Source organism: Monoglobus pectinilyticus, from assembly GCF_002874775.1.
In the GTDB taxonomy this organism is placed as follows: domain Bacteria; phylum Bacillota; class Clostridia; order Monoglobales; family Monoglobaceae; genus Monoglobus; species Monoglobus pectinilyticus.
On record NZ_CP020991.1, the window covers coordinates 250,955 to 265,145 of the forward strand.

The following is a 14,191-nucleotide window of genomic DNA, read 5'->3' on the forward strand; positions in this document are numbered from 1 at the left end:
TGTACATATATTATTATGAGAAAGGATGTGATATTATGAGAACAGATTATATAGATAAAGGAATTCTGCAGGTATCGGTCTCTACAGAGAAATTTGTAATACCAACAGATAATGCTTTGGTTCGTATTACTGATCCTCTTGACGGTTCTGTAATAGAGGAAGTTAAAACAGACAGTTCAGGTCAGACGCCCGCTGTTGAATTGCCTGCACCGCCGCTTGAATATTCGGTTAACGGTGGAGATGAAAGACCATATGCATTATATAATGTAACTGTTTCAGCAGCAGATACAGAGGTTCTTCATATTGATGGAGTACAAATTTTACCCACTAGTTCAGCGATACAAAATGCAGTTTTAAGACCAGCCGTTCCGGGAGGCTTCAATGTTCGCAATACGTTGATTAACTCTCATTCTCTTTGGACGAATTATCCGGCAAAAATACCTGAAAATGAAGTGAAGCCAATAGATAATGCAAGTGGGTTTGTAGTACTGCCTGAACCGGTTATACCTGAGTATATTGTTGTTCATCTTGGTAATCCCGATGACATATCTGCCGGTGACGTTGAGGTTCCATTTAAAGAGTACATAAAAAATGTAGCAAGTTGTGAAATTTATTCTACCTGGAAGACTGAAACAATAAAAGCAAATATACTTGCAATTTTATCATTTACTTTAAACCGTGTTTATACAGAATGGTACAGAGGAAAGGGACATGATTTTACTGTCACAAACTCTACAGCATATGATCAGGCATTTAATTACGGAAGAAATATATTCAAAGAAATCTCTGTAGCAGTAGATGAATTATTCACGAATTATATAACCAGAGAAAATATTGAACAGCCATTGTTTACACAGTATTGCGACGGCAAACATACACAGTGCGGCGGTTTGTCACAATGGGGTTCTCAGGCACTCGGGGAGCAGGGATATGATGCTTTAAGTATATTAAAAACTTATTATGGTTCAGATATATATATTGAATCAGCTGAAAAAGTTGAGGGGATTCCATCATCATATCCAGGAGAACCTCTGCAAATAGGAAGCTTGGGAGAAGCAGTAAGAACCGTTCAAACTCAATTAAATAAAATTTCGAACAATTACCCGTTAATTGCTAAACTGAGGATAGATGGAAGTTATGGTGAATCAACAGCAAACAGTGTAAAAACATTTCAAAAAATTTTTTATCTTCCGGAAACAGGAGATGTAGATTTTTCAACATGGTATCAAATTTCTAATATATACGTAGCTATTTCAAAAATGGCTTCATAAATTAGGTTTTAAAAAATAGCATTGTATAAAATATTTTTGCTGGGTGACAAACTAAAAATATCATGGTTGACATTATAAAATGGTTATAGTAGAATGTAAGAAAAACTTATAGGACGTGATATATATGGATAAAAAATTGTTGGAATATATCTCCGAAAAATCACAAGAGCTAATAAATTCTTCAACATGCAGTAATGGGGCAAAATCAGCAGCAGAATCCTGGCTGAAAGCCGTTGGCACAGAAAACGAAGCTTCTGAGACAAAGAATTATTTTGCTGAATTGGAATCTGATATTATGCCTATTGATAGTTTAATTAATTTTGCAGAATCAGATAACGGAGTAAATTGTTTTGGAGCAGACGCCGCAAAAAGCATAGCAAAACATGCAAGGGAAATTAAATCATCAGGGGCAAAATATTGCGATTGTCCGGCTTGTGCTGCAGCAGAGGCAATCCTAAAAAAAAAGAATGATATTCTTAAATAATAGAACACTGTTGACCGATTATAATAAAATATTCCGCCGCTCAGTTTATTTGAGCGGCGGAATAAATATTTATTCAGTTGTTACCATTGCAGTATTAGTAGCTTCGTCCCACTCTACATTATATCATAAGTTTTCAGATAGGAATCTAAACGGAACCATTACTCTACACGATTATAACTTTATTCCATCCATGCTTCTTTATACCATGGGGTTTTACGCCATGCTTCTGAAAACACTTGCGGTTCAGGTTTGTCAACTACTACCCTCTGCAAATTTTCTACATATGTTACTTTGGCGTCAAATGCTTCTGATACAGCCCTAAGAGGTACCATTGTTCTTTCTCCAACTATTCTCGGGGCTGTATCAAGCGTAAAAACTTCTGTACCATTTCCCATTTCATAGTTGTCTATCTGCATTACTACTGTTCTTTCGCCATCGTTCGCCGTTATAACCCCGTCTCCATCGTCATAACTTACTTCTGCTCCAAGCGATTCAAATATTGCCCGAACCGGCACCAGTAGTCTGTCGTTCTCCTCTATCGGCTGCTGGTCTAAGTTTAACTGTTTACCCTGTGAAAATACAGCTATGCCTTCTTGACCATATCCGTCGATTTTATATGGGTCGTTCTCTGTTCCTGATCCAGATTTTATTATCATATTATCTTCATTCAGATAAAATGCCGGACGAACTCCAAGTTCATACATGTTAACTATTTTCCCACTATATGTATTTTCTCCGTATATTGATGTTACATCTGTGCTTCCTCCTAACGTTCCTGCATGCATAGTTGCAACACTACGAAGCCAATATTCATAATACCCATTATTAATAGTTGAGTTTGGAATTGAGCTATCGGTTCTTTTGGCTCCTACAATTCCAAAGTTTTTCCATATATTATATATCTGTGATTCATTGAGTAAAAATACAGTATCAGTCTATCTATACATTGCGCCTTGAAATGCTTCACCCAGTTCCGAAACATCAACCGTATGAAGCACTCTAGGATTACGCCCACTGCCCACCATAAATCCTCGCATATATATCCTATTACATCCGTTTTCAGATAAATCAAGTTCACTTCCGTTTAAGGTTTGCCATTGGCTGACTGTTTTCATCACTCTACGCTCTGATAATGTTAAATTATCAATGTGCAAAAATCCTTTTTCATCCGCATATGGATACTTACCTTCTTCATATTGAACAGCATTATTATTTCCATGTATCTTTTTAGCGGTTGGAGGATTGTTTCTCGGCCATATTATATCCCCTCCCTCTGCATATGAATTCAACCATGTACGTATATTACTTTCTTTCCATTTATTTGTTCCATATACTAAATGTCCATCTGCATTTGCATCTTTAACAGATGCGTCAAACGCTTTAAAGCATATTATCTTATCGCTCACTATTAACTTGCCATTTTCATCATCTGCCATATACCTCCATAAAATTGGCTCATTATTATACTTTCCCATTTGAAGATATGTACCTATTGAAAAATCAATTGGTTCTGCGTTTACTGTTATTGTCATACCAGCATATAAAACTGTTATAGTCAAAATAACAGCTAATATTTTTTGAATTTTTAACATTTGTTTCTCTTCCGTTTTTAATTTTAATTATTTCATTGCATTCCTAAGTACTGCTTAACTCTAGTATCCCCGTTTTCTCCCCATACATTATATAACAACCCTCTAGTTATATCATATATTAATTTACCATAATCCTTTATATTATATCTATTATCAGCAAATGTACTAATAAATTGATCATATGCAAATCCGTCATGACTATCACTCCAAGTTTTACTACTATCGTTATAAACACCATAAACAGAAGGATGGTTAATAAAATTATGAATATTATTATTAGTTCCATTTAATGTTTGAGTCAAATATGCCTGCTCATTTGGACCACCTGAATATATACCGTACGACGTCATATCATCATAGATTAAACTATAATATTTTCCCAATGTTCTCATAAAGTTTTGCGCTTTTTGTTTCGGGTATACTTTTGCATTGTTGTCAAATCCATGAACACGGCCTGTCACAAGAGATATATCATATTCCATTTCAAACGAAATTATTGTGCTTGTATTCTTTGTGCCTCCTATTACACTATCTCCATCTACGACTGTGTTGTTTATTGAACTTTTTAGTATATTTTCAACCTTATTTTCATATAACATTTTCTCATCTGCCGCCATATCATCATTATAATCCGAAAAATACAATCCAGGTTGAATCATTACTATATCAAATATATCGCTGTTATCAGTGCATTTTCCTGTATTCGCTATAGTTCCGATGTTCTCCCAATGTTCAGTATCTACATCGCAATAAGGTATCCATATCAGTTTTTTATCCTTGCCATGTATATATCTTGATATCTGATCCATATTCGCATAACCTGTATATGTGTTTACGTTTGATTCTAAGCATATAGGATCTTCACGCCCGTAATATAAACCTGTAATAATATTTTCTCCAAACTCATTTGCTATACTGTTATAGATATTCTGCGTTGTATCAAGATATAGATTTAAAAAGTCTGTTCTCTGTGTGGCATCATCAATTTCGTATCTCCACATATGCGGAGTTCCCAAATATATTTCAGGCATTTGTATTTTATCTGCTCTGTTTCCATTTACTGCGGTTAATGCACTCTGCATATTCTGCAATATATTCTTATATTTATTTACAACTATACTCAAACGATTGCTCGTTTCTCCGTACAAACTGCTGCTATCCCAAAATTTGGATAGGTCTCCTAAATCATTTTGTTCTACTTTTCCATTGTTTTGCATATAACCGTCAAAATCAACATCTCTAACTGATATTACAAACGCTACATTTTTGTTTCCTATCAACTCAAAATACTTTTCAAAAAACTCTTGTGTATATACGTAATTGCTACCATCAGAATTTTTATATCTACTTATATTTGTATCAGCATTTACACTTCCTACTCCGTCAAACTCTGTTCTCACTCCTCTTACTATTAACCAAATATACTCCGCCGCTCAAATAAACTGAGCGGCGGAATAAATATTTATTCAGTTGTTATTATTGCAATATCAAGTTGATTCGTCTCAATTTATATTTAGCCAACTTATCGTTTTTTACCTTTTCCGTGTATTTCTATATCCCATATATTTTGGTAATGTCCTTCGTCAGTGTCTTCCGGCTGTGGCGGGTCTATTACTACTCTGTCTAATTCTTCTACCCAGTCAACTCTGCAGTCAAACGCTTCCGATACTGCTCTCAGAGGTACTACTGTTCTATCTCCTACTAACTTTGGCGCTACATCCAGTGTAAATACTTCTGTTCCATTACCCATTTCAGGATTGTCAATTTGCATTACTACTGTTCTTTCACCGTTATTGGCTGTTATAACTCCATCTCCATCGTCATACGTTACTTCCGCACCCAGTTGTTCAAATATTGCTCTTACCGGAACCAGCAATCTATCATCTTCCTCTATTGGCTGCTGATCAAATTCCACTTGTTTTCCGTTACAGAAAATTGCTGTATTTTCTTGTCCTTTTCCGTCCAATATATATGGGTCTTCTTCCGTTCCGATTCCGGATTTGATTATCATATTATCCTCATTTAAATAAAATGCTGGTCTTACTCCTAATTCATTATCTGTAGGATTAGTTACAGCATATGCCTCTTTGCTTGCAGCCACGGTAATACCATTATCTCCATCGGGTGTTCTTAACCAATACCATTGATAAGGCGATTTTCCTATTGGATTATCAATACCATACCATGGATCTAAAACTCCTTCTGCCTTTTCCGCTTCAACAGTACCAAACTGAGACCAAAGTTCATATAATTGACTTTCATCAAGCGTAAATATTGTATCGTATAACCTATACATCGCCCCATAATATGCCTTATTCATTTCTGATATCTCATATTTATACTTAATTTGTTCTAAATGAGTACCTGGCGCTCTCACTATTTCAGGATAATACGGAACATTTAAGCCATTTGTCGATAACATTTTTTTGTTTTCAGATAGAGCCTGCCAGTGACTTACTGTTTTTATTGCCGACATTTCAGATTCTGAGAAATTTTTATTTGATAAAAATCCAGCAGAATCAGCATACGGATCTAAGCCTTCTTCTGACATATAGTATCTTCTAACATGTTCCTTATCAGGCTTTTTTCCATATTTCCAGTTAATTTTACCAATATCAGCTGTTGAATTTAACCATATACGTAGTGTTGATTCCTCCCAAAAATTACTTCCGCAATGTTCATACTTTCCAATAGGTTCTTTAATTGGATCAAAATTTTTATAGCACAAAATTTTATCGCTTACCATTAAAATTCCATTTTCATTATCGTAGACCACTGCTTTCCAAAGTATTGGATTATCGTTATATTTTCCTAATTGAAAATATGTACCAGATGTTATATCTATATTATCTTCAGCAGCAATCGCAGTAATAGATGTAAATAACAATATTATAGATAAAAACATATATAACATTTTTTTATATTCATTACACTTTTTCATTTTAATTCCTCCTATTTTATTTACTGCCATCCTAAATAATTTTTACATTTTTGTGTAAATGTTGTTTCTCCATATAATAAACCGCATGTCATATCATAAATGAGTTTATTATAATCCTCCGCATAGTATTCATTTAGAACTCCATTTATATTTCCATTATAGAAAGAAAAATATGGCATATTACTACCAGGATCATCATAGTTTCCTGTTTTTTCTGCATCTAAACTAGCCAAAAATGATGGATGGTTTACAAAATAATGTCTGTTATTATTTTTTAAGATTTCATTGCCTTCATTGTTGTAAATGCCGGAATAATTCTGTTCATTTGGTCCGCCTGCGTATATTGCAAAAGATTTATTAGCGTCATTTATTAAATCTTTGTATTTATTATATGTTACCATAAAGTTATCTGCTTTTTGAGCAGATTTTACACGTTCTCTATTGTGTATACGTCCTGTTATCAATGAAATGTCATATTCCATTTCAAATGAAATTATTGTATTTGTAATTTTTTGACCATATGGCACACCACACATATAAAATTGATTATTTGCCGCACTCAAATACAAATCCTTTACCTTTCTAAGCTGGTCATTATAATACCCATTGTCCGGTTCAAGTTCTACATTATAACTTTCAACTCCACTTTCTCCACCTTCATAATTTGAATAAAACAAGCCCGGCTGCATCATAACTATATCGAATAAATCTTCGTTTGTATTTAGTGTTTTACCTGTATTAGCAGCTTCCGCTATGTTTGTCCATTCAGTTTCATTAGTGCTGTATGGAATCCAAAACAGGCTTTTATTCTTTCTATGTATAAATTCTGATATCTGAGAACGGTTTTTATATGCAAACGTTGGATTTCCATAAGCGTCTTTCATGCTATCAGGGTCTTCTCTTCCAAAATATAATCCTGTTATATTCCCTTCACCAAATCGACTTGCAATATTGTTATATATTACATTCGTTACATACATATATTTATCAAGCAAATCTTGTTCTGTTGTTTTTTCCGGGTTTGTTGAAAACTCCACTTCATCATTTATTCCTGTATGCGCAAGATGCGGTGTGCCTATATATAATTCTGGCATTTGAATTTTATCGCTTCTTCCTGAATTTGCTGAAGTCAATCCGCTTTTCATATTACTTATAATATTTGCAACTCTATCTGTTGTTTTTGATATTACACTATTTATCCGCTCGTCTGTTATGTCTTGATTATACTTCTGGTTGAACTTATTATACCCTATTGTATCCTGGTCAAAATCCACGTCACGGATTGAAATTACAAATCCAACCTTTTTATTGCCTATCATATCAAAATAATTTTTAAAGAATTCAGGAGTATATTGATATTCACTGCCTTTATCATTCATATAACGGCTTGAAATAGTAAGGTTATAATCTTGGTTTGGTTCCATCTCAGAATCATAAAGCATAATATATACAGTCTTTTCACCGTCCTTTACAACTCTTACATTTTTCAATCCTTCGTCCAGCGTAAATAAACAGCTCATTATTGATTTACACATCTCTGCTCTTGTGATTGTATCTTTTGGATTAAAGCTATTTCCGTCTCCCACCATTATTTTATTGCAGTATAATTGCCTTACCGCCTCTAAATAATACTGGTTTATTTTCCATTTATCACTCAATCCCTTATTGCTGTTCCAATTACTCATTTGGTCGCATGACATGTTTTCACTATATGTATATAACTTGTTTGGTACTTTTGTATCTTCCACTGCTCCCATAAATACTGACTTTATTATATATGCTGACTCATCTCTTGGGATTTCACTGTAAAAATAACTGTCGTCGATTGCTTTCCCTGCATATATATCTATATTTTGCGTCATATACCGTATATAGTTTCTCGCCCAATACTCTGCATTTGGATTTGCATTTTCTAATTCTACGTCTGCGCTTTCCAGTAATATTTTAAATAATTCCGCTCTTGTAACCGGGTCTATTGCATTTACTTTTCCTTGGTCGTCTCCTCCTATTGCTCCTATATTTGTTGCCTTAAACAAATACGGATAGTACCATGTTTCTGTTCGTTCTTGCAAATCTCCATACTTCTTTACCTTATATTTTTCATTTGCATTATATATATTTGGCACTACTCCGTCAAACTCTGTTCTCACTCCTCTTACTATTTCTAAATCAGGCTCCGGCGTTGGTATTACATACCATTCCTGTTCTTCAACAACATTTGTTTTACCCCAACCTGAATCCAACTTTTGATATACTTCAACATCATTCTTATCATAACCATATGGCTTTGTAAACCTTATATTATCATATAAATATTCGCCTTCCGCAACATAGTTTACTATATTTGTTTTATTTGCTATTGATAACAAATACGAATACGTATCGATAATATTATATGTTCCTGATATTGCAGAACTCGTTCCATTTATACAATAACTTCCCTGACTATTTTTTGAGGTGATTATACTTGCTGTATTATCTTTATACACTACTACAGGGAATCTATACTGCAGGTTTTTATCAATGACTTGCTGAACATCATACTTTGATAAATCCGCATTCTTAATCGTTATATTATTATCATTCGTGTACTGTCCTAACATTTCCTGATAATATTCAGCTATTGCGTTTGATTGCTTCACTTCATGAGCATTTCCTTGCGTCAAGTTATATACATCATCCGGTTCAGTGAATAAGTTATAGCTTTTAGTATTTCCCTTGATTTTACTAGCGATAGCCGGCAAGCATCCATAAATATTTAATACAGAAGCAATTGACGCACCAAATTGGTTGGCAGTAACATTAGCAAAATCATGTTTTCCTGCTCTAAAGTCGCTATTATATATATTACCGTTCGAAAAAACGGACGTTTCATTCTCCGAAAGAATCATAACCTGCGATATGTTATTAAAGGCTCCGTACAGCTCTGATACATTTAGTCTCAGATTCAGCTCTGTTTCACAGTTTATTATTTCTTCCCTGCTTCCTTCATATCCTCCGCCGAGTAACATTACATATACTGCTATTCCTTTATTATTCAGTTCTTCAACCTTTTCTTCCAATGCGGTTTTATCTGTTATTTTTTGGACGAATAAAGTTATCAATTTGTTCCCATTTGTGGATATACTTTCCTCTTCGGTTAGCGCTTCCTCGCATCGTGCAAGCATAGTTTCCGCGTCTGTTGTTCCCGAATAGTCCTTGGACATCATTAGTCCCAGTGAATTCTTTGCGCTTTCTGCGTCTTTTGCATATCCATAGTTTGTATCGTCCACTAAAACTATTTCTGTTCCTTTGTTTGCCGAATCTATCAGTCCTTCAACTGAACTTGCCCATCTTTTTGTTGAACCCTGGTCAAACTTCTGCATATCAGCTGAACTATCAATTCCTATTGCCAATGTCACTGCCGAGCCTGTCTCTTCTATATCCTTGCTTATGTCTTCTTGTGTAAGCTCATTTTCCATTGCCAATGTCATTATATTTTCTGAATCTGCCGCTTGGACGCTTGTCTCCGCAGAACCGCTTGTTTGAATAAGAATTGATTTTCTGTCAATGTAACCCAAACCATCTCCTATACCAACAATAACTTTTATCTGTTTACCCAATGCGTCCGGGTCAACTGTAAACTGTACGCTTCTATAATCGTCGCATCCGTCAACAGGCAGGAATGTTCCTTGTCTTGCATTCCAGAAAAAGAATGGCGCCGCTTTTTCAGAACATCTATACTGGTCGTCTCGTATGGTAAGTTGATATATTCCCTTGCTCTCATCTATAACTGTCATTGACGCTGCTGTTATTTCGGGATATACGTCCGGGGCTGTTTCAGGATACATCTGGTCATATTCCATACCTATAGAACGTATAGGCACATCGGTTGACGGTTTTATTGACGCGTCTTGCAGAACCGTTAAATCAAATCTTGCCTTCTCACCGTCATCGTATTGTCCTATTGCCGCCGTTAGAGTTACATCTGTATCTTTTCCGTATGCGTCCGGGCGGTGCACTTCTCCCGTGTTGCTTATGTATCCCTCGTGGCTGCTTGTCCATGTTATTTTGCTTCCTTTGGGTCCCTTCGCCGGCAGTGATATATTTTCGGTTATATTGTTTCCTATATTATCACTCATATATTTTCTCAGCCAGCGCATATCCTCTATCTCTATTGAGCTATACTTCTGCGCCTCTTCTGAATATACCGGCATACAGCCGTCTATATTTGAACCAAATGAATACATATATCCATATCGGCTCAGCGCTATGCTGTATCCGTTTCCGCATACTATTTCTGTTATTTCTTTTCCTGCCAGACTTGTAACAACTGCCGGAGACTGCTGTGTTCCAGTCTTATTTAATCCGAGCTGATAGTTAGAGCCATTTCCCCACGCGTACACTGTTCCGTCATTTTTTATTGCAAAGCTCTGCAAGTTTTCAGCAAATACTGATTTTATATCGCTAAGCCCCGGTACTTTTGCAGGTATATTTCTGCTCACTTTATCCCCATGCCCCAACTGACCTGATGCGTTTCTGCCCCAGCTGTATACGTTTCCTTTGTTGGTTAAAGCTATACAATAATTGACGCTGGTTTTTATATCGACAAATTTTTCGTATGGCTCATCAAAGCTTACCTGAAGTTTTTGAGGAGTGTTTGCAGAACTATCCGTTCCGTTTCCAAGCTGTCCGTCTGTCCCTTCACCCCAAGTATATACTTCATTTCCGGCAATTGCAGCAACAAAGCTGTCTCCGGCTGATACTTTTGTAAAATTATTTTTATCCGTTATTTGAACCGGGACTTTTGAATCTGTATTATTACCCTGACATAACTGTCCTAAATTATTGGCTCCCATCCCCCAAAGTGTTCCGTCGTTTTTTAGGAAAATACTGAACCCATCTCCTGCTGTGATCTGCTTTACATCTGATATATCTGATATTTTAGTCGGCACTTTATATTTACCGGCCGTGCCGCCCATAGGCTTATTAGTATTACTTCCAAAGCCCCATACATTGCCCTCTGTATCAAGCACCAAATTAAAATTCTTCCCGCGCTCAACTGACTTTGGGATAACGCCGTCTCCTAAAACTATTTCATGAGGCGCGTTGTGTTTAACTTCCTTATCTGTTCCGTCTCCATAATATCCTGTGCCCCAAGCAACTAATTTCCCTTCGCTGTTTATTCCTATTGTCTGTGCTCGCTGTGAGTCTATATCAATAAAATCATAGATATATTCTGATTTAAGCGGCTTTTGGTATTTTTTTGAAGATTTCAATTCAAAACTGCTGTCGTCCGTCAGGCTTCCCCAGCGCCATAATGTTTTATTCACATCAACACCTATAGAAAACTTATCCCCGACTGCAACCTCATTTATATTTTTAGTGTTTTCAACCTTTTTGAACGAGGCGTTATTTCCGTCAAACACCTGTCCTGCCTGGTATACTTCCCCCTGCAAAACATATGCAGTAGAGTTTCCTCCGGCAAAAACATTTTCAGGATATATTCCTGTTCGTATTGGGGCCGATGAGTATGTTTCATTTTCTCCTAAACTTCTGCCCAGCTGGCCATATGTATTATCACCAAAAACATAAAGCTGGTTATCATTGCATATCATTGCCGTATGATTAGCTCCGGTTGCAATCTTTTTGACGTTGTCATAATCATTTAAGTAATTAAAGGGATTCGGCATACTTCCGCCCAGCTGACCTTTATCATTCTTGCCCCAAGCATAAAGTTTTCTACCATTAAGAGAATTATACCTATATGACTGATAACTTCCGGCTTCTATAATTTCTCCACTGTCTACTCCGCGTGGCAAATCATAATATTCAACCTTACTTTCATCATCTATTTGCTTTTCTTTGTTAGAACCCCAGGAATATATTCTGTAATTTGAAACTGAACTTTCCTGTCTCAACGCAGAAGCGTGTTCTACTCCTGCTGTAATATCAGATATTCCTGTCAGAATTTCTACAGGTACATTTTTATTAACATAAGTTCCGTCTCCTAGCTGTGCGCTTGAATTATCTCCCCAGCCATACAAAACTCCGTCTTCTGTCAAAGCATATGATGTGTTGGCACGGGTTTCTGCTTTTGCTATTCTTTTATTTCCCCACACTGCTTTAACTTCTGTAAAATCCTCAGAATCAATATTTGTTCCGTTGCCTAGCTGTCCGCAGTCATTTTTTCCTTTTGCCATCACTTTTCCGTCTTCAACTTTAAGTATATAACTGTTTCCAAGGGCTATATTATGGTCTCTATACATTTCCGGTGAGTTTACATATGAATTAAATACTGAAACCTTTTTTAAACGAAATGAATCATTGTCATTTTCAGGTATAAATATTGTGCTCCCGTATGATGTTACTGACTGATAGTCAACCAAATCCAGTTTATATTTCTCATCATATAAATTGAATTCCATCCATGAATCATAATATGGATCATACAGACACGGTCTGTCCTCCGTGGTATATTTATGTCCTTCATCGTCACCGCCAAACCATGATGTTCCGCCCTGATAATACAGGCAACTACCTAAGTTTGTAAATATTCCGCCGAATATACCGATATTATCTGAATTAGAGGGTCTTATTTCGCCTCTTTTCCATGTTTCATCTATAGTATCATAAATATATACATCATTTGAATGCTGATCAGCATACCAATCATGTCCGGCAGTAAAATAAATCCTGCCGTTAGCGGCTGTTGAAACTCTTCCCTTTAAAGAGTGAATTTCGCCTTTCTGCACAGGAATTGTCCACTGGTCATTTTCAGGTGAATATTTATATAGACTAACCTCTCCGCTGGAGTCACTCGGAGAGCTCCCTGCCGGATTTCCTGACACAATACCTCCGCCAATGTAAATATTTCCGTTCACAGCATGAGCGTTAAAATATGAGCCTGTCTGCGGCATGTTTGACTTTTGAGACCATGTTTTTGTATTTGTGTTAAAAGCCTGAACCTCGTTGCCTGCCGCATTTGGACCAGCCCCTCCAATTACATATATTATATCACCTATTGCTGCAACTCCGGCATATGCTCTGTACGTTGGAATCACCGGATAAATTGACCAACTATCGTTTGATATATTATATGCAAATGTGGCGTCTGAATCAAAACAATAAATATATCCATTACACTGAGTAACAGGAACTCCCGTACCTACGCTTCCGTCGACAGAACGGCTGTATGAAATATTAAATCCACCGCCATCTGCATAGTCGAAATTTTCCGAATATTTTTTAACTTTCTCGCTGTAGGCAGTCTCCTCATCATTTTCATCTGACAGAAGCATTAACTCACTTTCATTTTGTATCAAATATGTATTATGTTCATACGTCTCTTTACTATTACCAGGGATAACAAATACTGTTTCTTTGTATCTATATCCGGCAGCATACACTTTCAGGATATGCTTTCCCTCCGGTATACTGTCAAAATGTGCAATACCATTCGAATCAGAAACAGCATGATCTTCATCAACTGATACATCTGCATTCGACACAATTATTCCGTCTTGTGTAGCAATCTTAATTTCTATCTGACGTGAAAATTCTTCACCTGCATTATTATCCAGCAACGCAGGTGAAGGAATAGTTTCCTGCGGTTTGGAACTTTCAGGCGTTTCAACCGGCTCCTGAGTAAATGTTAATTCTGTAGGCTCCGGAGTTGTATCAACCGGTTGCTTTGTAACTTTATCCTCAAATTCCGGCAGCGTTACATTTTCAGAAACATCAACGTCGTTATTCTCTTCCCCCTGAGAATTTACTATACCAAAATTACTCATACATATTAACATTGACATTGCCAATATTAGACTTATTATCCTTCGCTTCACTTTTTCTCCCTCCTAATTTCTCTTTTTTCTTTTTTGTTTTTTTACTTAATTAAAATGCAAATTTAATATTTTCATATAAA

At 36.1% G+C, this 14,191-nt stretch carries 7 protein-coding genes; 2 read left to right on the forward strand and 5 right to left on the reverse strand.

Translation table 11 applies throughout. From position 1 onward, the window contains the following. Positions 1-35 precede the first annotated feature (35 nt). Entirely contained in the window at positions 36-1,271 is a 1,236-nt protein-coding gene (locus B9O19_RS01185; RefSeq protein ID WP_102364720.1) for a peptidoglycan-binding protein, read from the forward strand. A gap of 124 nt (positions 1,272-1,395) precedes the next feature. Next, a complete protein-coding gene (locus B9O19_RS01190; protein WP_102364721.1) occupies positions 1,396-1,755 on the forward strand; it encodes a molecular chaperone Hsp90 in 360 nt (119 codons plus the stop codon). Between the two features lie 179 nt (positions 1,756-1,934). Here the strand turns inward: B9O19_RS01190 and B9O19_RS01195 are convergent, their stop codons facing one another. The 5 genes from B9O19_RS01195 to B9O19_RS01215 form a co-directional block, all read right to left on the reverse strand. Continuing rightward, on the reverse strand, positions 1,935-2,540 hold the full coding sequence (locus tag B9O19_RS01195; protein WP_102364722.1) for a copper amine oxidase N-terminal domain-containing protein: 606 nt from the start codon (positions 2,538-2,540) through the stop codon (positions 1,935-1,937). 150 nt (positions 2,541-2,690) lie between these two features. Further along, entirely contained in the window at positions 2,691-3,347 is a 657-nt protein-coding gene (locus B9O19_RS01200; protein WP_102364723.1) for a DUF6273 domain-containing protein, read from the reverse strand. A gap of 32 nt (positions 3,348-3,379) precedes the next feature. Next, the gene (locus tag B9O19_RS01205) at positions 3,380-4,747 is read right to left on the reverse strand and encodes a DUF4855 domain-containing protein (RefSeq protein ID WP_102364724.1); all 1,368 of its coding nucleotides are present in this window, start codon (positions 4,745-4,747) and stop codon (positions 3,380-3,382) included. A gap of 122 nt (positions 4,748-4,869) precedes the next feature. Next, positions 4,870-6,288: a stalk domain-containing protein gene (locus B9O19_RS01210; RefSeq protein ID WP_158648875.1), complete on the reverse strand. Its 1,419-nt coding sequence runs from the start codon at positions 6,286-6,288 to the stop codon at positions 4,870-4,872. Between the two features lie 20 nt (positions 6,289-6,308). Continuing rightward, complete coding sequence (locus B9O19_RS01215; RefSeq protein WP_102364726.1) at positions 6,309-14,111, reverse strand: RCC1 domain-containing protein; 7,803 nt, start codon at positions 14,109-14,111, stop codon at positions 6,309-6,311. Positions 14,112-14,191 lie beyond the last annotated feature (80 nt).